Here is a 20,585-nt window from a genome sequence, read left to right as displayed (position 1 = left end):
ACAACGCGTGGCGATCAGAGTCAGACTCGATGATCACGCACGGTGGGGTGTAATTGGTGTTGGCTGGCTGCCGACGGTGCAGCCAGATTTTGTATTGAACGACACTTGGAACGCTATATCACCAGGTCATAACCATCAGTGTTATAGGATCAAGCCTCACGGGCAATTAGTATCGGTTAGCTTAACGCATTACTGCGCTTCCACACCCGACCTATCAACGTCCTGGTCTCGAACGACCCTTCAGGGGGATCAAGTCCCCGGGATACCTTATCTTCAGACGAGTTTCCCGCTTAGATGCCTTCAGCGGTTATCTCTTCCGTACTTAGCTACCCGGCAATGCCATTGGCATGACAACCGGTACACCAGAGGTACGTCCACTCCGGTCCTCTCGTACTAGGAGCAGGCTCCGTCAAGTATCCAACGCCCACGGCAGATAGGGACCAAACTGTCTCACGACGTTTTAAACCCAGCTCACGTACCTCTTTAAATGGCGAACAGCCATACCCTTGGGACCGGCTACAGCCCCAGGATGAGATGAGCCGACATCGAGGTGCCAAACACCGCCGTCGATATGAACTCTTGGGCGGTATCAGCCTGTTATCCCCAGAGTACCTTTTATCCGTTGAGCGATGGCCCTTCCATTCAGAACCACCGGATCACTATGTCCTGCTTTCGCACCTGTTCGACTTGTCAGTCTCACAGTCAAGCACGCTTATGCCATTGCACTATCAGCACGATTTCCGACCGTACCTAGCGTACCTTCGAACTCCTCCGTTACACTTTGGGAGGAGACCGCCCCAGTCAAACTGCCCACCATGCACTGTCCCCGATCCGGATAACGGACCAAGGTTAGAACCGCAAACAAACCAGGGTGGTATTTCAAGGATGGCTCCACGTGATCTAGCGACCACGCTTCAAAGCCTCCCACCTATCCTACACAGGCCGGTTCACAGATCAATGCAAAGCTACAGTAAAGGTTCATGGGGTCTTTCCGTCTAGCCGCGGGTAGATTGCATCATCACAAACACTTCAACTTCGCTGAGTCTCAGGAGGAGACAGTGTGGCCATCGTTACGCCATTCGTGCAGGTCGGAACTTACCCGACAAGGAATTTCGCTACCTTAGGACCGTTATAGTTACGGCCGCCGTTTACCGGGGCTTCGATCAAGAGCTTGCACCCCATCACTTAACCTTCCGGCACCGGGCAGGCGTCACACCCTATACGTCGACTTTCGTCTTTGCAGAGTGCTGTGTTTTTAATAAACAGTCGCAGCCACCGATTCTCTGCGACCCCATCATGCTAAGCGCGCAGGCGCTTCACACTACCGGGGTATACCTTCTCCCGAAGTTACGGTATCAATTTGCCGAGTTCCTTCTCCTGAGTTCTCTCAAGCGCCTTGGAATATTCATCCCGTCCACCTGTGTCGGTTTGCGGTACGGTCTCGTACAGCTGAAGCTTAGAGGCTTTTCTTGGAACCGCTTCCAATCACTTCGCAAGCAATGCTCGCTCGTGCCACACCCTTGATTTACGCGCCCGGATTTGCCTAAGCGCCATCTTCGATGCAGCAACAGGGACATCCAACACCCTGATGATCTTCCGCGATCCGTCCCCCCATCGCACTGTACGACGGTGCTGGAATATTAACCAGCTTCCCATCAGCTACGCATCTCTGCCTCGCCTTAGGGGCCGACTCACCCTGCGCCGATGAACGTTGCGCAGGAAACCTTGGACTTACGGCGAGGGGGCTTTTCACCCCCTTTATCGCTACTCATGTCAGCATTCGCACTTCTGATACCTCCAGCAGCCTTTACAAGCCACCTTCGCAGGCTTACAGAACGCTCTCCTACCGCGTGCACAAAGTGCACACCCGCAGCTTCGGTTTATCGCTTAGCCCCGTTACATCTTCCGCGCAGGACGACTCGATCAGTGAGCTATTACGCTTTCTTTAAAGGATGGCTGCTTCTAAGCCAACCTCCTGACTGTCTATGCCTTCCCACTTCGTTTCCCACTTAGCGATAATTTGGGACCTTAGCTGGCGGTCTGGGTTGTTTCCCTCTTGAGTCCGGACGTTAGCACCCGGTGCTCTGTCTCCCAAGCTGTACTTGCGGGTATTCGGAGTTTGCCATAGTTTGGTAAGTCGCCATGACCCCCTAGCTATAACAGTGCTCTACCCCCCGCAGTAATACTTGAGGCACTACCTAAATAGTTTTCGGAGAGAACCAGCTATTTCCAGATTTGTTTAGCCTTTCACCCCTATCCACAGCTCATCCCCTAATTTTTCAACATTAGTGGGTTCGGTCCTCCAGCACGTGTTACCGTGCCTTCAACCTGGCCATGGATAGATCATCTGGTTTCGGGTCTACACCCAGCGACTGAATCGCCCTATTCGGACTCGCTTTCGCTACGGCTTCCCTATTCGGTTAACCTTGCCACTGAATGTAAGTCGCTGACCCATTATACAAAAGGTACGCAGTCACCCCACAAGGAGGCTCCTACTGTTTGTATGCATACGGTTTCAGGATCTATTTCACTCCCCTTCCGGGGTTCTTTTCGCCTTTCCCTCACGGTACTGGTTCACTATCGGTCGATCACGAGTATTTAGCCTTGGAGGATGGTCCCCCCATCTTCAAACAGGATTTCACGTGTCCCGCCCTACTTTTCTTACGCTTAGTTCCACACACAAGATTTCGCCTACAGGGCTATCACCTGCTACGGCCGGACTTTCCATTCCGTTCGACTATCTTGCGTGCTAAAACGTAAAGGCTCTTCCGATTTCGCTCGCCACTACTTTCGGAATCTCGGTTGATTTCTTTTCCTCGAGCTACTGAGATGTTTCAGTTCACCCGGTTCGCTTCCACTGGCCTATGTATTCAGCCAGGGATACCGCATTGCTGCGGTGGGTTTCCCCATTCGGACATCTACGGATCAAAGCTTGTTTGCCAGCTCCCCGTAGCTTTTCGCAGGCTACTACGTCCTTCATCGCCTGTGATCGCCAAGGCATCCACCATATGCACTTAGTCGCTTGATCCTATAACGCTGTAGGCTATAGGACCTGAGTATTAGCGTTTGTGCCGTTCATAAGTTTCAAAGCAGTCTGAGGTTATTCACCCCAGTCTTGAGAACTTGGAACAAAATTAATGCAATCACAACCCGTACTTATCTTCATCGACTTACGCCGAGTACTTGATAAGTACATTTTCGTTGTGCTTCTTCCAGATTGTTAAAGAACAAATATAGCTGTTGAGTAAAACCCAACTCATAACACTGCGAGCAGCGCTATGAGTTAGCCTCTACACGGCATCAAAAACATTGACACCAGCTACATCAAACAACCGATAAGTGTGGACGCTTAACACGAGCGCTAAGCTCTGAAAGGAGGTGATCCAGCCGCACCTTCCGATACGGCTACCTTGTTACGACTTCACCCCAGTCATGAATCCTACCGTGGTAATCGCCCCCCTTACGGTTAGGCTAACTACTTCTGGTAAAACCCACTCCCATGGTGTGACGGGCGGTGTGTACAAGACCCGGGAACGTATTCACCGCGACATGCTGATCCGCGATTACTAGCGATTCCGACTTCACGCAGTCGAGTTGCAGACTGCGATCCGGACTACGATCGGGTTTCTGGGATTGGCTCCCCCTCGCGGGTTGGCGACCCTCTGTCCCGACCATTGTATGACGTGTGAAGCCCTACCCATAAGGGCCATGAGGACTTGACGTCATCCCCACCTTCCTCCGGTTTGTCACCGGCAGTCTCATTAGAGTGCCCTTTCGTAGCAACTAATGACAAGGGTTGCGCTCGTTGCGGGACTTAACCCAACATCTCACGACACGAGCTGACGACAGCCATGCAGCACCTGTGTTCCGGTTCTCTTGCGAGCACTTCCAAATCTCTTCGGAATTCCAGACATGTCAAGGGTAGGTAAGGTTTTTCGCGTTGCATCGAATTAATCCACATCATCCACCGCTTGTGCGGGTCCCCGTCAATTCCTTTGAGTTTTAATCTTGCGACCGTACTCCCCAGGCGGTCAACTTCACGCGTTAGCTGCGCTACCAAGGTCCGAAGACCCCAACAGCTAGTTGACATCGTTTAGGGCGTGGACTACCAGGGTATCTAATCCTGTTTGCTCCCCACGCTTTCGTGCATGAGCGTCAGTGTTATCCCAGGAGGCTGCCTTCGCCATCGGTGTTCCTCCGCATATCTACGCATTTCACTGCTACACGCGGAATTCCACCTCCCTCTGACACACTCTAGCCCGGTAGTTAAAAATGCAGTTCCAAAGTTAAGCTCTGGGATTTCACATCTTTCTTTCCGAACCGCCTGCGCACGCTTTACGCCCAGTAATTCCGATTAACGCTTGCACCCTACGTATTACCGCGGCTGCTGGCACGTAGTTAGCCGGTGCTTATTCTGCAGGTACCGTCAGTTTCACGGGGTATTAACCCATGACGTTTCTTTCCTGCCAAAAGTGCTTTACAACCCGAAGGCCTTCATCGCACACGCGGGATGGCTGGATCAGGGTTTCCCCCATTGTCCAAAATTCCCCACTGCTGCCTCCCGTAGGAGTCTGGGCCGTGTCTCAGTCCCAGTGTGGCTGGTCGTCCTCTCAAACCAGCTACGGATCGTCGCCTTGGTGAGCCGTTACCCCACCAACTAGCTAATCCGATATCGGCCGCTCCAATAGTGCAAGGTCTTGCGATCCCCTGCTTTCCCCCGTAGGGCGTATGCGGTATTAGCTACGCTTTCGCGTAGTTATCCCCCGCTACTGGGCACGTTCCGATACATTACTCACCCGTTCGCCACTCGCCACCAGACCGAAGTCCGTGCTGCCGTTCGACTTGCATGTGTAAGGCATCCCGCTAGCGTTCAATCTGAGCCAGGATCAAACTCTTCAGTTTAATCTCTGTATTTGTTTCGTATTTCTTAACCCCCGAAAGGGTCGAGTCATACGTCGCTACTCAAAGGAAGTGAGGTATGTTCTTAAACTTGACGTCTAAGGTACTTCACTTCTAGTGAGCACTTGATTTCATTGTGCTTGTGACCGAAGTCACACTGCACTCGCATCAAGCGCCCACACTTATCGGTTGTTTAATTGTTAAAGAGCGGTACTGCTAAATTCTGTATTGCTTACTGCCTGCTCGCTTCGCTACGCCGCTTTCGCTGGCGCCGCGTTGTTTGCAGCAGAGAAACGAGATTATGAAGAAGTTTTTTTCGCTTGTCAAGTCGGCGCCACATACTGCGTTTCGCTTTCTTGCTTGCGACCTCTTCAGGCCTGCTTCTCTTAGCAGCTATCGAAATATCAGGGTTAACCCTAAGCTTTCGACAACTGCCAAGCCCAAGACTATAACACGATTTTTGCAGATTGTGCAACTGGCTTTTGCCTAACTTGCTGCAATCCTTGCAATAACCGCGCGGCGTTCATTTCTGACTGCTTTGCGGCAGGCCTGACTCGAATCTTCTTGCCCGACCTGTTGTGCTTGCTTGGCTTCGCGCGTCAGAACTGTCCGAACTGCGAAGGAGCGAGACTATAGCACAAGTTTTCCGTCTGTCATGCCACGCGGCCAAATATTTGTTCCAGATGCATCCACCATCTGCGACGCCTCGCCAGCCGCGCGCTCTAGCGCCCTCCGCCTCGCTATATATAGAGAGCTAGAGACAGGCCATCTTCCTGGCAAGCGCGCGGCCCCGCTCCTGCCTAATAGGAGACGGGGCCGCGAAGGGGAATCGGCAAGGACGCCGGGCCGCTTACCAGAGGCCAAAGCTCCACCTACCAGCGCAGGTAGTCCACGTCGCGCAAGCGCGCCAGGTCGCGCTTGACCGCGACCTCGTTCATCAGCCATCCGGGCGCGCCCAGATCCTGCAGCATGTGCTCATCCAGATCGGCAGCCAGTTGGCGCAGGCGCGCTTCATTGCGGCGCTTGCGATAGGCGGCCGCAAGCATCGCGATGAATCCCGCGCGCGGCGCCGCCAGCTGGGCGGGCTGCGCCGCGACCGGCTGTGCGGGGGACTGTTGGCGATCCCTGGCAATGGCGGCCAGGGCGGAAGAAGACGGGGTGCAAAGCTGTGCAGACATGATGGGCTCCAGGTATTTATGCACTTTGGTAAGCGTAGTCGCCCAATACCTCGCTGAAAATCGAATTGTTTTGGGGTTATCGGTAAGCTATGATGACCAATCTCTCCCTGGGTCCCCATCATGCGCCTGCCGCTCAGTACCCTCCCCGCCTTCCGTGCCGTGGCCGAGCTGCAGAATCTGCGCGCGGCCGCCGAACGGCTGCATCTGACCCACAGCGCCGTCAGCCAGCAGATCAAGGTGCTGGAAACCCAACTGGGCTTTCCCCTGTTCGAGCGCAGCGGCCGGGGCATCGTCCTGAATTCGGCCGGCGCCGCGCTCTTGTGCAGCGTGCAGGGCGCCATGGCGCTGCTGGATGAAGGGACGATGGCGGCGTCAGCCGCAGCCTCTGGCAGCGAGCAGCGCTTGCGCGTGTCGGTGCTGCCCTCTTTCGCGCAACGCTGGCTGTTGCCGCGCATGGCGCGCTGGCGCGAGCGCAATCCGGGTCTGACGCTGGAAATCGAAACGTCGCAGCAGGTGGTGGATCTGTTGCGCGACGGTTTTCACGCCGCGCTGCGTTTTGGGCGCGGCCCCTGGGCGGGCGTGGAATCGGAACCTTTGTTCAACACGCCGCTGCCCCTGATCGTCCTGGCGTCGCCCGAAACCGCGGCGGCGCTTCCAGACTACTCGCCCCAGACGCTGGCGCGCCAACCGTTGCTGGGCGAGCGCGAGCTCTGGCAATCGTGGTTCAGCGCCGCCGGGTTGGACACGCCCGTCACGCCGGTGGCTTCCTTCAACGATGCCGGCATGATGATGCAGGCCGCCGAGCAAGGGCTGGGCATCACGCTGGGACGCCAACTGCTGGCCGCGGACGCGCTGTGCTCAGGCCGGCTGGTGCAGATTTCTCCGATCAGCATCGAGTACGAACAGGCGCAGACCTATCACCTGGTCTACCGGCCCAGCCTGCGCGACTGGGCGCCGCTGGTGGAACTGAAGCAGTGGCTGCGCGACGAGCTGGAGATGTCGCGCGAAAACCTGACCATCCCCAAGTCCGGCCCCGGCAAGAAAACTCAGGCAAAAAAAAGGTAAGACAGCCTCCGCTGCCTTACCTCTACCAAATCGCGACGCCAGCGAAAACCACGATCCGCAAGCCGGGATGCGCTACGCACGCAAACCCGGCAGGCGTCGCGGCGGCGGCAGGCTCGCGTCGCGGTGGACCTCAGGCTACCTTGCGCGCAGCCGGGCTGGCCGGCCGCATCGTGTCGGTTTCATTGAAGCGCTGGTGCCAGGAGAACGCTTCCTCCAGCAGATGCGGCGTCTGGCCGCCGCGTTCGCAGGCACGGTCGAAATAATCCTGCAGGGCGTCGCGGTAGGACGGATGCACGCAGTTCTGGATCACCGCGCGCGCGCGTTCGCGCGGCGCAAGGCCGCGCAGGTCCGCCAGGCCGCATTCCGTGACCAGCACATCGACATCGTGCTCGGTGTGGTCGACATGGGACACCATGGGCACCACGCTGGAGATGTCGCCGTTCTTGGCCATGGACTTGGACACGAAGATCGCCAGGTGCGCGTTGCGCGCGAAGTCGCCCGAACCGCCGATGCCATTCATCATGTGCGTGCCGCCCACGTGGGTGGAATTGACATTGCCGTAGATGTCGAACTCCAGCGCCGTATTGATGGCGATGATGCCCAGACGGCGCACGATCTCGGGCGCGTTGCTGATCTCTTGCGGGCGCAGCACGATGCGCTCGCGGTAGTGCTCCATGTTGGCCAGGATCTTTTCGTACACGGGCTTGGACACCGTGATCGAAGAGGCCGACGCGAACGCGAGCTTGCCCTGGTCCAGCAGTTCGATGGCGCTGTCCTGCAGCACTTCCGAATACATCGTCAGGTTCTCGAAGCTGGACGACTCGAAGCCGTGCAGCACCGCGTTGGCGATGGTGCCGATGCCGGCCTGCAAGGGCAGCAGCTCGTTGGGCAGGCGGCCGGCGTCGACCTCGCGGCGCAGGAAGTCATTGATGTGGCCGGCGATGGCATTGGTTTCCTCGTCGGGCGGCAAGGCGTTGGACGGGCTGTCCGGCTCTTGCGTGATGACGATGGCGGCGATCTTGGCCGGATCCACTTCGATGCAGGACTGGCCGATACGCTGGTCGGGGGAAACCAGACCGATGGGCTGGCGCGCCGGACGGGCTTCGGGCACGTAGATATCGTGCAGGCCCTCGATGGCGGCGGGCACGCCCATGTTCAATTCAATGATGATGACGTCCGCCTGCTGCGCAAAAGAGGCGGAGTTGCCTACCGACATGGTCGGCACGATGGCGCCGGTCTCGGTGATGGCGGCGGCCTCGATGATGGCGACGTTGATGGGGCCGATATGGCCCGCGCGCAGCTGTTCGACCGTTTCCGACAGGTGCTGGTCGATGAAGGCGATTTCACCTTGGTTGATCTTGCGGCGCAGGGTCGTGTCGACCTGGAACGGCATGCGGCGCGCCAGCGCGTTGGCCTGCGCCAGCATCTTGTCCGTGTCATGGCCCAGTGATGCGCCGGTGATCAGGGTGATGGAGAGCGGCTCGCGCTCGGCGCGGGCCGCCAACGCCGCCGGCACCGACTTACAGTCGCCTGCGCGGGTGAAGCCGCTCATTCCGACGGTCATGCCGTCCTGAACCAGCAAAGCCGCCTGATCGGCGGAAGTGATCTTGGCGCGCAGCCCAGGGTGGCGGATACGGTCGAGATGCATGGTGTCTCCAGATTCAAGGGCCTACGTGCGGCGGGGCGCGGCGTTGCCGCTGTGCGCCCAGGCGCCGTCTGACGCGGCGTTTCCCGAGGTTCCCGGGCCGACTCGAAGCGGTCCGGGAACGAATTTTCGGCAGTATAGGAAGGCCGGCTCAAATCTCGTAATGACTTAAAATCATCCAAATAAGTCATTTTTTTCATCGTTTGAGAGTTTTGCGCATAACGCGCGAGGGAGTCCCGGTCCATGGACGTGCGCGCATTGCGGTACTTCGTCGAAACCGTCAAGCACGCCAGCTTCACGCAGGCGGCCAAGACGCTGTTCGTGACGCAGTCGACGGTAAGCAAGATGATCCGCCAGCTGGAGGAAGAGGCCGGCACGCCGCTCTTGATCCGCGACGGCCACACCGCCCGCCCCACCGACACCGGCCGGGTCATGTACCAGCGCGGCCTGCAGGTGCTGGAAACGATGCGCCAGCTGTCCGAAGAATTGCGCCAGACCGCGGACCTGCGCCGCGGCGCGCTCGAGGTCGGAATTCCGCCCATGATCAACTTGCTGTTCACGCCTGTGGTCAAGCGCTTCCGTGAACTGCATCCGGGCATCCACCTGACCCTGCGCGAAGGCACCGGCCAGGCCGTGGAAGGCCTGGTCGCCAGCGGCGAACTGGAGGTGGGCGCAACCATTCTTCCTATTGCGCCAGACGGCGGCCTGGCCGCCCAGCCCTTCGGCAGCTACCCGATCTGGGTGATCGGCCCGCCCGACGCGCCCTGGGCCGGCAAGACCTCGCTGCCGCTCTCCGCCCTGCGCGATGCGCGCCTCTTGATACCCACGGACGACTTCGCCATCACCCGGCGCTTGCGTCAGGCGTTTGCCGATGCCGGCTTCCAGCCCGGCATCGCGGCCCAGAGCGCGCACTGGGACTTTCTGGTGGCGATGGCCTCGGCGGGCCTGGGCGTGGCGCTGCTGCCGGAACCCCTGATGCAGCGCATGAAGACGCGCGGCCTGAGCACCGCCAAGCTGGCCAAGTCCGGCATGCAATGGGAGGTCGGCCATATCTGGCAGCGGTCCGGCTATCTGTCGTATGCCGCCCACGCCTGGCTGGAGGTATGCGACGCGGTGCTGGGCAAGCCGAAAAAGCGCGCCGCGCCGAGCGCCCGTCCTGTTTGAGTTGAATCCAAACGTTGGCCGCGTAAATAGGGTTTGCGGACGCCGCCCGCAGCAGAGCCTGCCTGCGGCGTCCGATCGCCTATCCGGCCCTATTTCTACCCTGGGTCCGCGCCGCCACAACGGCCGTCGGGCGCACCAAAAAAATAGGGCCGCAGCGCTCGTTTTTGTTGCAACGGATGAGGCGGCGGCTTGCTATGCTCCCGCCTCGAATGCGAGCGACTCGCCCCAGAACATGACACAGACTTCCCTAACCCTGCGCGCGCAGCCTGGCCGCGCCCGCGCCTCCATTTTCACTGCGCTGATCGCGGCGCTGCTGCTAGTGCTTGTCCTGCTGCCGGCCCATGCCGCGGCGCCGCCCACGCCGGCGGACACGGAAGCGGCGCTGGCGACCGCGCGCAAGCAGATCGACGACATCCGCAAGCGCATCGCCGACGAAACCGATGACGCCACCCTGGTGAAACAGCGCAGCGACGCGCTGGACATCCAGTCCAAGGCCGACGCCGCCGCCGAGGCCCTGACGCCTCAGCTGGCCAGCGTGACGGCCCGGCTGAGCGAGCTGGGCACGCCGCCCGAAGGCGTCAAGGAAGCCTCCGACGTCGCCGCCCAGCGCATGCAGCTGGACAAGACCAGCCGGGCGCTGGACGCGCAGATCAAGCTGGCCAGGCTGCTGTCCGTGGACGCCGGGCAAACGGCCGAGCAGATCTCGGCGCAGCGGCGCAAGCAGTTCCAGGCGCGCTTGGGCGAGCGGCGCGATTCCTTCCTATCCGACCAATTCTGGACCGAGTTCCGGGAGGAGTTCCCGCGCGACCTGGAACGCCTGGAAGCGCTACGCGACGACCTCGCGACCGCGGTCGGACAGACGCCGAAATGGGGCTGGCTGCTTTTGGGCGCGGCGATCGCGCTGACGATCGCCCTGCGTGTCGCCATCGGCCGGGTGCTGCTGCGGATAACCGCCACACGCGTGCCGCCGGGGCGCCTGCGCCGCTCCTTTCTAGCGGTTACGCATGTGGTCCTGGCCGTCGCCACGCCGGGTGTGGTCGCGCTGTTGATCCATATGGGGCTGGATTGGAATTCGCAGCTGAGCGACAACACCTCGTCGCTGCTGGCCAACCTGGTGGGAACGGTGTGCTTCGGCGGCTACGTGTCCGGCCTGGGCTATGCGCTGCTGTCCGCGAACCGGCCGTCGTGGCGCCTGCCGCCCGTCAGCGACATTGTGGCGACGCGGCTGCGCTGGCTGCCCGGCGTGCTGGGCGTGCTGGTGGTGATGATCTGGCTGGCCGAACGCCTGCCAGTGCTGTTGAACGCCAGCCTGACCACCACCATCACGCTGACCGGCATCGTCGCGGTCCTGACCATGGCGACGCTGGGCGCGGTGCTGGCCATCAGCCGCCGGCTGCGGCGCCAGGCCATGCAGGAAAACGAGGCGCCGATCCCCTTCTGGGTGTCGCTGCTGCTGGGCGCGGTCTGGACCGTGCTGATCCTGAGCCTGGCCAGCCTGCTGGCGGGCTATGTGGCGTTCGGCAGCTTCATGGTCAAGCAGGTGCTGTGGGTGCTGATCGTGCTGGCCTCGGCCTATCTGCTGTCCACCTTGATCGAGGACGGCTTCAGCACGCTGCTGGGCACCTCGCACCGCGACGGCGGCGAGCACGAAGCGCCCAGCATGCGCGACCAGGCTGCCGTGCTGCTGTCGGGCGTGGGCCGCGTGGCGGTCGGCCTGCTGGCCGTGATCCTGCTGCTGGCGCCCTTCGGCGAAGCGCCGATGGACCTGCTGCAGCGCTTCGATCAGTTGCGCAAGGGGCTCGCCATCGGCGAAGCCCAGATCCGCCCCGGCGCGGTGCTGCAGGCGCTGATGGTGCTGGGGCTGTCGCTGCTGGCCGTGAAGATGCTCAAGCGCTGGCTGTCCAACCGCTACCTGCCCACGACCGAGCTGGATCCGGGCATGCAGTTGTCGGCCGCCACGCTGTTCGGCTATGCCGGCTTCGTGATCGCCGTGGCGCTGTCGCTGTCGGCCGCGGGCATAGGACTGGAACGCGTGGCGTGGATCGCGAGCGCACTGTCGGTGGGTATCGGCTTTGGCTTGCAGGCGGTGGTGCAGAACTTCGTGTCCGGCCTGATCCTGCTGGCCGAGCGCCCGGTCAAGGTGGGCGACTGGGTGTCGCTGGGCGGGGTCGAGGGCGACATCCTGCGCATCAACGTGCGCGCCACGGAAATCCAGATGGGCGACCGCTCCACGGTGATCGTGCCGAACTCGGAGTTCGTCACCAAGACCGTGCGCAACGTGACCCGTTCGAATCCGTTGGGGCTGGTGCAGATCAAGCTGCCCTTGCCGCTATCCACCGATGCCGAGCAGGTGCGCGAATTGATTCTACGAGCCTTCTCGGACCACGAGGACGTGCTGGACACGCCCGCTCCCAACGTCTTCCTGGACGGCATCGAAGGCGGCAACCTGATCTTCAACGCCAAGGGCTACGTGTCCTCGCCCCGGGCGGCCTACGGCGTGCGCAGCGCCTTGCTGTTCACCCTGCTCAAGCGCCTGCATGACGCGGGCCTGGAGGTGTCGTCGCCGCCCACCATGCTGCTGGCCTCGGCCCCGCCGCCGGCGTCGGCCCCTCTCGCCGTCCCGCCGCCCGCGCAATCCTAGCGTCCACACATCCTGGCTTCGTCCCGCCCCGCGCGGGACGCACAGGACTCCCGCCTCAGCCCGGCGTATACAGATCGGTATAGGTGCGGTTGCGCAGCGGCGGAGACGCCAGCGCGGCGCTCTGCACGCTGCGCACCGGATAGGCCTGCGCCTCGGGCGCGGGAGGCGCGGGCGGCGCAGGCCGGTCGGCCAGCACCGGGCCGCCTGCGGGCGGCGCCGCCTGCGCCACCGCGTTGCTGTCGAAACGGTGATCCGCCGTCGTCAATGCGGGATTGGTGCACAGCCCCTGCGCCACCAGCGCCGCCTTGGTGCGGTCGTCGGTCTGGCACAGGATGTCGATGGCCGCGGTCTCCAGACGGCGCGAACGGTCCGCATCCTTGGTCGAGGCGGCCGCCTGCATGGTCCGCTCGAAGTTGCGCCGCAGGCTGCACTTCTGGTCCTCGATCGGAATCGCAACGTTCATGCCGAAGCCAACCACGGCGCCGCCCCCGCCCGCCGAAACCATGCAGCTGTCGGACGAGAATGAACCGTAGAAACTCTGTCCGCCCAGCGGCGGCACGCTGCGCAGCGTGCTGGTCCCGCTGTTGCTGGAGTTGAGCGTGATGCCCTGATTGTTGCCGGCGTTGGTCGATCCCGAGGACGCCGATGTCGTCGCGCTGGAACTGCTGGTCTGGGCGCCGGCGGACACCGCCGCCAGCGACAGGGAAATGGCAAGCACTATGGTCTTCATGATGTCCCCTCGCCCGGACGGCCGAAGCCGTCCGGATAACTGGGTCAGTGATTGAAACCGCCGACATGGCCCACCGGGCCGATGCCGTGTATCGACCCGAACGCACCCACATTCACCGCATGGAAGGAGCCCGTCGCCGAAGCGCTGGTATCCGTCTTGGCGAACGTGGCGCCGCCATTGGCGATGCTGTCGCCCACCATGATGGGCGCATTGCCCGAGACATGGCCGTACGAATCGCTATTGGCGTACTGTCGCGTGCTGGTGACCACTTGCGTGCCATCGCGGCTGAAGGTACCCCCCACCTCCGCAACGCCGCCCGTCATGCCGAACGACACCTGGGTGGATGAACCGTAGCCATTGATCTGGGTGGCGGCCACGGAACTGCCCGTGGAGATGGATGACGCGGTGCCATTGATTGCCCCCGCGTGACCCGTGATTGAGCCACCAGGGTCCGCATAGGCCGAGACAGCGAACAAGGACAACGCGGCGACTGCCATGAGCTTTTTCATTTCAGCTCCTCCTGCTCCGTGCATGCACGGATTCACGATTACCGGCGACCGACCGGCGCGGACCGTTACCGCTCAGCGCCACGCCTGGACAATGACGAAAGGCGTGGGACTTTCGTATTGGTACGGAATGATTGCGCCGTCCTAGGCAAGTCGATATCGCCTAAACGGGCGACCGGGTCCCGATGGACGACGCCTGGCTGTAAAACAATCGGCCAGATTTGCGGCAATCTTGCGCGGCGCCCGTGCGTATGGACGAGGGAAACCGCGCCTGCCGCGCCGCGCGCGCATGCGGGTTCAACTCTATGGATGGGAATGAGCGTCGCCGCCTCGGGCAATTTCCCTAACGCGCACAACTGAAGCGGCAGGGTCCTGGGCGCGCCCGGTCCGGGAATTTCAGCGATACTACGGCGGCCGGCCGGGCGCTACCCGGCCTCATCTGTTTGGAGACCAGACCATGATCCAGGAGATTGCCAGCATCCATGTCCGCGAAGGGCAGGAAGCGCTGTTCGAAGCAGGCGTCGCGCAGGCGAAGCCGCTGTTCTTGCGGGCCCGCGGCTGCCACGGCATGGAGCTATACCGCAGCATCGAACAACCGCAGCGCTATACGCTGGTGGTGGACTGGGAAACCGTCGAGAACCACATGGTGGATTTCCGCGAATCCAGCGATTTCCAGGAATGGCGCAAGCTGGTGGCGGGCTTTTTCGTTGAACCGCCGCAGGTGCATCACGAGCAAAAAGTGCTCTGAGGCGGCCGGCCTGGCCGCGTCGCGCGCGAGTCAGGGCTGTTCGGGCGGATCGTCGTACTTGCGCGCGCTGCCGCGAAAACGATCCGCCGGATACTTCCGCGCATTCTTGACCATCTTGCCTGCGACCGCGTCGGCGATATCGATGCCGAGCTGGTCGGCCAGGGCCACCAGGTACATCTGCACATCCGCGATTTCGTCCGCGGCATCCGCCAGTTTCTCCGGCGGCATCTGGCGCGACTCGGCCTCGCTCAGCCACTGGAACAGGGACACGAGTTCGCCCGCCTCACCGGCCAGCGCCATCGCCAGGTTCTTGGGCGTATGAAAGGGCTGCCACTCCCGCTCTTCGGTAAACCGGCGCACGGCCAGCCGGATCTGTTCCAGGTCGGACATCGAAACTCCTAGCCCGCGGCCAGGCGGGAACTCGCCGCCAACGCCACGGCCACGGTGGTGCGCACGTCGGCCAGCGCGCGGTGGGTGGGATCCGAAGCGCCCACATGGCGCGCCAGGATCTCCAGCTTGTGCGAGGGCAGCTCCGGCCATGCGCGCCGCGCCAGCGCCAGCGTGCAATGGGTCGAGTTGGCAAACGGCAGGCCGGTCAGATCCGCCGCCGCGCCCAGGAAACGCCGGTCGAACGAGGCGTTGTGGAAGAACACCGGCAGGTCTTCGACGAAATCCAGGAAGGAGGAAAACGCCTGCGCCACCGGCACGCCGTCGCGGTCGACCTCGGCCTGCGTGATGCCGGTCAGGCGGCTGATGAAGGGCGGCACCGGCCCGCGCGTGCGCACGACCTGCGTGTACTCCCGCTCGAGCGCGCCTGCCGCGCCCACGCGCACCGCCGCGAACTCCAGGATCTCGCAAGTGGCGGTGGACAGGCCGGTGGTTTCCAGGTCGGCCACGATGAACGGACCGCGCAACGCCTGCAACGCGGCGGCCAACGCCTCGCCGCCCGCCTTGCCGCCCGTCGCGCGGGCAGGCGCAGCGCCGCTTGCGCGCGGCCGCCGGTAGTAGAACGCCACGGCCTTACTCCGCCGGCCGCAAGGGCGCGAAGCGGGGCGTGCCGTCGGGCAGCTGACCGAAGAACATATCGGCCGGCCGCACCCACAAGCCCCGCTCGTGAGGCCAGAGGTGTTCATAGACCACCAGGGATTCCTCGGTTTCGGAGTGGCGGGCGGTGCCCACATAGAGGTAGAGGCCGCCCTTGTAATGGCGGTGCGAGGCGAGAGCCAGTGCTTCGGATTCGGTCATGGACGGTGGCTGCAAATGACGCGGCCCGGGCAGAGGGTTCCTGCCCGGGCCTGCGGGTTCAGATCAATACCGTCTTTATAGCGCATCGGACCGGCGGCGCCGGCTCAGTAGCGCACGTACTGCCGCTCGGCCTGCGGCTGCAGCGGTCCATTGGCGGCCGGCCTGGCCCGCAGCGCTGGCGCCACGGGCCTGACCGCGGCGGCCGCCGGCGCCGCGCCGCGCGCAGCCTCTCCCGCCCGCTGCGTGATGTCCTCGGTGACTTCGCCGAGCCTGGCGGACTGGGCCAGCGACACTTCCACCACCTCCGCCATGATTTCAGTCACGCGGCGCGACGATGCCACGATATCGTCCATGGTAGAGCCTGCCGACTGGACCTGGCGCGCGCCGCTTTCGACCTGCTGCACCGAGGAAGTGATCAGGTCCTTGATCTCCTTGGCTGCCGCCGCGCTGTTCTGCGCCAGGCTGCGGACCTCGGCCGCGACCACGGCGAACCCCTTGCCGTGCGAGCCGGCGCGCGCGGCCTCGACCGCGGCGTTCAGCGCCAGGATGTTGGTCTGGAAGGCGATGCCGTCCATGACTCCGATGATTTCCGAGATGCGGCGCGAGCTCTGGGTGATGCCGCCCATGGTCTGCACCACTTCCTGCACGGTATGGCCGCCCTGCTCGGCCACCCTGCAGGCGTCCAGCGCCAGCGTATTGGCCTGGCCCGCGCGCTCGGCGTTTTCGGTCAGGCCCTGGACCGCGACGCGCAAGGTCTGCGCGGCGGTGAAACGCCGCGTGATGTCGGTCGCGTATTTGACGACTTTGACCGGGCGTCCCTCGGCATCGAAGATCGGGTTGTAGCTGGCTTCGATCCAGACCTGGCGACCGCCCTTGCCGATGCGCAGGTACTGCCCGGTGTCATGTTCGCCGTTGCGCAGCCTGCGCCAGAATTCCTTGTATGCCTCGCCGCGCGCCTCTTCAGGCGGGACGAACATGCTGTGGTGGCGCCCCTGGATCTCGTCCGCGCGATAGCCCACCGCGCCCAGGAACAGATCGTTGGCGCGGATGATGGTGCCGTCGAGCTCGAACTCGATGATGGCCTGCACCTTGGAGATCGCGGCCAGCTGGCCTTCCACGTCCGCCTGCCGCTGTTGCTGCGCGGTGATGTCCACGGCGTACTTGACCACTTTCACCAGCCTGCCGCGGCGGTCGCGAATCGGGTTGTAGGACGCTTGCAGCCAGACGTCGCTGCCGTCCTTGCGGATGCGGCGGTAACGCCCCGCATCGCGCCCGCCTTGCCGCAGGCGGCTCCAGAATTCCGCATAGGCTGCCGATGCACGCTCTGCCGGATCGACGAACATGCGGTGGTGCTGCCCCGCGATCTCGTCCAGCGCATAACCCATGGTGTTCAGGAAGTTCGGGTTCGCCGCCAGGACGTGCCCGTCCAGGTCGAACTCGATGACGGCCTGGGCGTTGTGGATTGCCGCGACCTGCCCAAGCATGTCGGCCTTCTGTATGCCACGGTCCATGCGCAGCAGTTGGCTGAGAGTGATCCATTTCATCTTGACGTCTCCTGCCCGGAGTCCGGGTGGTTTGATGCCGTTCGACCTATCTGCCGCGAGACAAATGGAAATATTTATTAAACAATTTGCAAATATTTAATCTTAAAAATCAGCGGACCTCAAGATTTTCAAGAAACCGATCAAAAAAATCGGGATTCAGCAACACCAGGGTTTGTCCGGACTCAAGCCGCGTCCAATTCGCGATATTGGCGAAAGATCCCTTCCCCGAAAGGCAAGCGCCTGCCGCTGTCAAAGTAAGGCTGCAATTCCGCCAGCGCCGCCACGCGCGCATGCAGCGCCATGACGTTCGGATAACGCACGGCCAGGGTTGCCATGCGTTTCGGAAAAGCGTAGAGCAGGCCATCCACGAGGTGGAACAGCGACAGGTCCACGTAGGTCCAGCGCTTGCCGCCCGCCAGCCAGGCCTGCGGCCCGCCCAGCACGCGTTCGAAATAGCCCAGGAACTTGGGCATGCGCTCCTCGCGAAAGCTGCGTGCTCGGCGCGCGGCCTCGACCTTCTGGTCTTCGTAGTACTCGCTGGCGGATATCGGATGATGCGTGTCGTGCGCTTCGGCCACCATGTCGGCGATGGTGAGCTGCAGCTGGTTCACCCACAGCCGCCCTTCCAACGAGTCCGGCGCCAGGCCGTGCTTTTCGCCCAGGAACAGCAGGATGTTGGCGGTCTGCCCCAGCGTCATTTTGCCCGCGACCAGATACGGCGGCGCGAACGGCGGATGCTTGCGCGCCGAACTCAGGTCCGCGGCCAGCGTGCCTTCATCCGCGCCGGGCTCGCGCGCGCATTCGCGGTAGGGAATGCCGCCGGCCTCCAGGGCCAGGCGCACGAACTCGCCGCGCCCGGGGATGCCGTCCCAGTACCAAAGGTCATAGGTCATGTCGTCTCCTTCCGTTGATAAGCCCATGGCTTGCCGGCGCCGGAACGAGCCGTGCAGAAGCCTCAGGCGGGAAACACGCTGACTCCGCCATCGCGGCCGGCGGCCTGCTGATACTGGCGCGGCGACTGGCCGAAATGCGCGCGGAAATCGCGCGAGAAATGCGCGCCATCCGCAAACCCGCAGTCCAGCGCGATCTGCGTGATGCTGCTGGGATTGTTCAAAAGCAGCCAGCTGCCGTATTCCAGCCGCAACTGCCGCTGGAACGCCATCGGCGACATGCCCGTGGCCATGCGGAAGGCGCGTTCCAGCTGCCTGCGCCCGACGCCGACGTAGCGCGCGATCGCATCCAGCGGTGGCGGATTGTCGATGCGCTGCTCGATGAAGTGCGCGGCCTGGCGCACGCGCAGATCCTGGATGCCCGACAGGTCCGTGTGGAAATGTGCCTGCGGCACGCGCCCCGGGCGCACGCCTTGCAGCATCATGTGCCGCATCGCCTGCTGGGCCTTGTCGCGCCCGCAGTGCCGGGCCACCAGGTACAGCGCCAGGTCGATTGCGGCCGTGGAGCCCGCGCAGGAAATCAGGTCGCCTTCATCCACGAACAGCCGGTCCACCACCGCCCGGGCCTGCGGAAAGCGTTCGCGGAAAGTATCCAGCACGTTCCAGTGCACGCAGACCGTGCGCGGCCCGATGACGTCGGCCTGCGCCAGCGCGAAGGTGCCCGTACAGATGCCCAAGAGCCGCACGCGCTGCGCCGCCGCCAGCCGCAGCCAGTCGCGCAGGGGCTCGGGCAGGCGGCCATTGAAATAGTCGTTGCCGCCGCAAACCGCCACGTAGTCGAACTGGGTCGGGTCTTCGGGCAGGCCGTCGGCCACGTCTATGGTCAGGCCCGCACTGGAGCAGCGCGGCTTGCCGTCCCAGCTCATGACGCGCCAGGCGGTATGGATCTGGCGGCTGCGTCCGCCGTGGTCGCCCGCCAGCCGCAAGACGTCCACCAATCCGGCAAAGGCGGCCAGCGTGAACTGGTCCAGCAGCACGATGCCTACGGTCAGTGCGGGTTTCCCCTGAGGCAGGCCGCTGTACTCATCGTCATAGGAGAAAGACGGTGCAGCGGCGGACGTAGCGGTTTCCATGTCGCAATTATTCAAGTTTTTGTCCCAGGCCTTCAAGCTGGTTTTCCCGGGGATCGCCCAAGATGCACCTATGGCACCGTCCCGCAGCGCCCGCCGGCGCAGGCCGATCGGAGCCGATAAATCGACAAGGGGAATCCGACATGGCAACACCTACCCGCCGCGCCCTGCGCGCCGCATTGCTGGCAGCCGGACTGCTGAGCGCCGGCCAGGCGCTGGCCCAGCAGCAGAAGATCACCGTCGCCTGGTACGGCGGCAACTGGGGCGACGCGTTCCGCGCCTGCGTGGCCGAGCCCTACACCAAGGCCACCGGCGTGACCGTGGTGCCGGAAGTGGGCACCTCCACCACCACGCTGGCCAAGCTGCAGCAGCAGAAGGACGCGCCCACCATGGACGTGGCCTGGATGGACGGCGGCATCAGCGAACTGGCCGCCGCAGCCGGCGTGCTGGACGCGCTGGATCCCGCCGGCATACCCAATCTGAAGAACGTCATCGACCAGGGCGTGTACCGCAATGGCGGCAGCGCCTACGCGGTCAGCACCGGCTACTACTCGCTGGGCATCGCCTACAACACCAAGGAAGTGCCCCAGCCGCCGACCAGCTGGAAGGACTTGTGGAAACCCGAGTACGCCGGCGCCGTGGCCATACCCTCGCCGGCGAACTCGTCGGGCGTGCCGTTCATCTTCTTCCTGGCGCGGGTGTTCGCGGTCGACCCGTCGAACCTGGAGCCGCTGTACGCCAAGTTGGCATCGCTGGACACCGCGCTGTTCTTCGACAGCTCGGGCGCCGCCACCAACGCCTACCAGAGCGGCGAGGCCATCATCGGCGCGCACTTCAACGTGGGCGCCTGGGATCTGATCGACAAGGGACTGCCCATCGGCTTCGCCGTGCCCAAGGAAGGCGCCTGGGCCACGGATGCGCGCCTGCATCTGGTGAAGAACGCGCCGAACAAGGCCGCCGCGCAGAAGTTCATCGACACCGCACTCACGCCGGATGCCGCCGCCTGCCTGGCCACGCGCCTGTACCTGGGCCCCGCCGTCAAGGATGTGCAGGTGCCGAAGGACGTGGCGCGCAAGCTGCCCTGGGGCGCGGAGGGTTCGGTCAAGAACCTGAGCCTGTTCGACTGGAACCTCATCAACAGCCGCCGCGCCGAGGTCACGGACGCCTGGAACCGCCAGGTTGCCCGCAAGCGCTAGACCG

General features: G+C 62.8%; 15 protein-coding genes and 2 rRNA genes. 5 read left to right on the top strand and 12 right to left on the bottom strand.

Features of this window, described 5'->3' with window-relative positions; all coding sequences use genetic code 11:
- Nucleotides 1-145 precede the first annotated feature (145 nt).
- The 3 genes from IAG39_RS08280 to IAG39_RS31520 form a co-directional block, all read right to left on the bottom strand.
- Nucleotides 146-3,028, bottom strand: a 23S ribosomal RNA gene (locus IAG39_RS08280).
- A gap of 343 nt (nt 3,029-3,371) precedes the next feature.
- Nucleotides 3,372-4,902 (bottom strand): 16S ribosomal RNA (locus IAG39_RS08275).
- The 16S and 23S rRNA genes sit together here, the layout of an rRNA operon.
- A gap of 869 nt (nt 4,903-5,771) precedes the next feature.
- Nucleotides 5,772-6,077 carry a hypothetical protein gene (locus tag IAG39_RS31520; protein WP_223283520.1) on the bottom strand — a complete coding sequence of 102 codons (306 nt, stop codon included), beginning with the start codon at nt 6,075-6,077 and terminating at the stop codon, nt 5,772-5,774.
- A 120-nt stretch (nt 6,078-6,197) separates the two neighbouring features.
- On the opposite strand from IAG39_RS31520, the gene IAG39_RS08265 reads away from it, so the two are divergent.
- Nucleotides 6,198-7,142, top strand: a complete 945-nt coding sequence (locus IAG39_RS08265) for a LysR substrate-binding domain-containing protein (RefSeq protein ID WP_118935206.1) — start codon at nt 6,198-6,200, stop codon at nt 7,140-7,142.
- Between the two features lie 130 nt (nt 7,143-7,272).
- Here IAG39_RS08265 and IAG39_RS08260 read toward each other — a convergent pair whose 3' ends face one another.
- Entirely contained in the window at nt 7,273-8,790 is a 1,518-nt protein-coding gene (locus IAG39_RS08260) for an acetyl-CoA hydrolase/transferase family protein (RefSeq protein WP_118935208.1), read from the bottom strand.
- Between the two features lie 240 nt (nt 8,791-9,030).
- Between IAG39_RS08260 and IAG39_RS08255 the strand changes: the two genes are divergently transcribed.
- Together IAG39_RS08255 and IAG39_RS08250 are read left to right on the top strand one after the other, a co-directional pair.
- Complete coding sequence (locus tag IAG39_RS08255; RefSeq protein WP_059379515.1) at nt 9,031-9,951, top strand: LysR family transcriptional regulator; 921 nt, start codon at nt 9,031-9,033, stop codon at nt 9,949-9,951.
- Nucleotides 9,952-10,183: 232 nt separating this feature from the next.
- Nucleotides 10,184-12,592, top strand: a complete 2,409-nt coding sequence (locus IAG39_RS08250) for a DUF3772 domain-containing protein (protein WP_118935210.1) — start codon at nt 10,184-10,186, stop codon at nt 12,590-12,592.
- A 55-nt stretch (nt 12,593-12,647) separates the two neighbouring features.
- Here the strand turns inward: IAG39_RS08250 and IAG39_RS08245 are convergent, their stop codons facing one another.
- Together IAG39_RS08245 and IAG39_RS08240 are read right to left on the bottom strand one after the other, a co-directional pair.
- The gene (locus tag IAG39_RS08245; RefSeq protein WP_059379517.1) at nt 12,648-13,322 is read right to left on the bottom strand and encodes a hypothetical protein; all 675 of its coding nucleotides are present in this window, start codon (nt 13,320-13,322) and stop codon (nt 12,648-12,650) included.
- Nucleotides 13,323-13,366: 44 nt separating this feature from the next.
- A complete protein-coding gene (locus tag IAG39_RS08240) occupies nt 13,367-13,831 on the bottom strand; it encodes a hypothetical protein (protein ID WP_059379518.1) in 465 nt (154 codons plus the stop codon).
- 454 nt (nt 13,832-14,285) lie between these two features.
- Here IAG39_RS08240 and IAG39_RS08235 point away from each other — a divergent pair, with 454 nt between their 5' ends.
- The gene (locus IAG39_RS08235; RefSeq protein WP_059379519.1) at nt 14,286-14,576 is read left to right on the top strand and encodes an antibiotic biosynthesis monooxygenase family protein; all 291 of its coding nucleotides are present in this window, start codon (nt 14,286-14,288) and stop codon (nt 14,574-14,576) included.
- Nucleotides 14,577-14,606: 30 nt separating this feature from the next.
- Here the strand turns inward: IAG39_RS08235 and IAG39_RS08230 are convergent, their stop codons facing one another.
- From IAG39_RS08230 to IAG39_RS08205, 6 genes are all read right to left on the bottom strand, one after another.
- Nucleotides 14,607-14,966, bottom strand: a complete 360-nt coding sequence (locus IAG39_RS08230) for a nucleotide pyrophosphohydrolase (protein ID WP_059379520.1) — start codon at nt 14,964-14,966, stop codon at nt 14,607-14,609.
- 8 nt (nt 14,967-14,974) lie between these two features.
- Nucleotides 14,975-15,592 carry a PolC-type DNA polymerase III gene (locus IAG39_RS08225; RefSeq protein WP_118935259.1) on the bottom strand — a complete coding sequence of 206 codons (618 nt, stop codon included), beginning with the start codon at nt 15,590-15,592 and terminating at the stop codon, nt 14,975-14,977.
- Between the two features lie 4 nt (nt 15,593-15,596).
- Nucleotides 15,597-15,821 carry a DUF1653 domain-containing protein gene (locus IAG39_RS08220; protein ID WP_059379521.1) on the bottom strand — a complete coding sequence of 75 codons (225 nt, stop codon included), beginning with the start codon at nt 15,819-15,821 and terminating at the stop codon, nt 15,597-15,599.
- 104 nt (nt 15,822-15,925) lie between these two features.
- Complete coding sequence (locus IAG39_RS08215; RefSeq protein ID WP_187774088.1) at nt 15,926-17,365, bottom strand: methyl-accepting chemotaxis protein; 1,440 nt, start codon at nt 17,363-17,365, stop codon at nt 15,926-15,928.
- A gap of 182 nt (nt 17,366-17,547) precedes the next feature.
- Complete coding sequence (locus IAG39_RS08210; RefSeq protein WP_059379523.1) at nt 17,548-18,258, bottom strand: glutathione S-transferase; 711 nt, start codon at nt 18,256-18,258, stop codon at nt 17,548-17,550.
- A 62-nt stretch (nt 18,259-18,320) separates the two neighbouring features.
- Nucleotides 18,321-19,388: a GlxA family transcriptional regulator gene (locus tag IAG39_RS08205; RefSeq protein ID WP_118934479.1), complete on the bottom strand. Its 1,068-nt coding sequence runs from the start codon at nt 19,386-19,388 to the stop codon at nt 18,321-18,323.
- A gap of 140 nt (nt 19,389-19,528) precedes the next feature.
- On the opposite strand from IAG39_RS08205, the gene IAG39_RS08200 reads away from it, so the two are divergent.
- Nucleotides 19,529-20,581 (top strand): ABC transporter substrate-binding protein, encoded by a 1,053-nt coding sequence (locus IAG39_RS08200; protein WP_118934482.1) that lies wholly within the window; start codon nt 19,529-19,531, stop codon nt 20,579-20,581.
- Nucleotides 20,582-20,585: the final 4 nt, after the last annotated feature.

It is taken from the genome of Achromobacter xylosoxidans, from assembly GCF_014490035.1.
Classification (GTDB): Bacteria; Pseudomonadota; Gammaproteobacteria; order Burkholderiales; family Burkholderiaceae_B; genus Achromobacter; species Achromobacter bronchisepticus_A.
The sequence above is the reverse complement of the archived record's forward strand: the minus strand, read 5'-3'. Positions and strand labels throughout refer to the sequence as shown.

What these genes read in the sequence shown, in the direction of transcription:
- IAG39_RS31520 (WP_223283520.1), bottom strand. Translation starts at nt 6,077, where the DNA reads ATGTCTGCACAGCTTTGCACCCCGTCTTCTTCCGCCCTGGCCGCCATT.
- IAG39_RS08265 (WP_118935206.1), top strand. Translation starts at nt 6,198, where the DNA reads ATGCGCCTGCCGCTCAGTACCCTCCCCGCCTTCCGTGCCGTGGCCGAG.
- IAG39_RS08260 (WP_118935208.1), bottom strand. Translation starts at nt 8,790, where the DNA reads ATGCATCTCGACCGTATCCGCCACCCTGGGCTGCGCGCCAAGATCACT.
- IAG39_RS08255 (WP_059379515.1), top strand. Translation starts at nt 9,031, where the DNA reads ATGGACGTGCGCGCATTGCGGTACTTCGTCGAAACCGTCAAGCACGCC.
- IAG39_RS08250 (WP_118935210.1), top strand. Translation starts at nt 10,184, where the DNA reads ATGACACAGACTTCCCTAACCCTGCGCGCGCAGCCTGGCCGCGCCCGC.
- IAG39_RS08245 (WP_059379517.1), bottom strand. Translation starts at nt 13,322, where the DNA reads ATGAAGACCATAGTGCTTGCCATTTCCCTGTCGCTGGCGGCGGTGTCC.
- IAG39_RS08240 (WP_059379518.1), bottom strand. Translation starts at nt 13,831, where the DNA reads ATGAAAAAGCTCATGGCAGTCGCCGCGTTGTCCTTGTTCGCTGTCTCG.
- IAG39_RS08235 (WP_059379519.1), top strand. Translation starts at nt 14,286, where the DNA reads ATGATCCAGGAGATTGCCAGCATCCATGTCCGCGAAGGGCAGGAAGCG.
- IAG39_RS08230 (WP_059379520.1), bottom strand. Translation starts at nt 14,966, where the DNA reads ATGTCCGACCTGGAACAGATCCGGCTGGCCGTGCGCCGGTTTACCGAA.
- IAG39_RS08220 (WP_059379521.1), bottom strand. Translation starts at nt 15,821, where the DNA reads ATGACCGAATCCGAAGCACTGGCTCTCGCCTCGCACCGCCATTACAAG.
- IAG39_RS08215 (WP_187774088.1), bottom strand. Translation starts at nt 17,365, where the DNA reads ATGAAATGGATCACTCTCAGCCAACTGCTGCGCATGGACCGTGGCATA.
- IAG39_RS08210 (WP_059379523.1), bottom strand. Translation starts at nt 18,258, where the DNA reads ATGACCTATGACCTTTGGTACTGGGACGGCATCCCCGGGCGCGGCGAG.
- IAG39_RS08205 (WP_118934479.1), bottom strand. Translation starts at nt 19,388, where the DNA reads ATGGAAACCGCTACGTCCGCCGCTGCACCGTCTTTCTCCTATGACGAT.
- IAG39_RS08200 (WP_118934482.1), top strand. Translation starts at nt 19,529, where the DNA reads ATGGCAACACCTACCCGCCGCGCCCTGCGCGCCGCATTGCTGGCAGCC.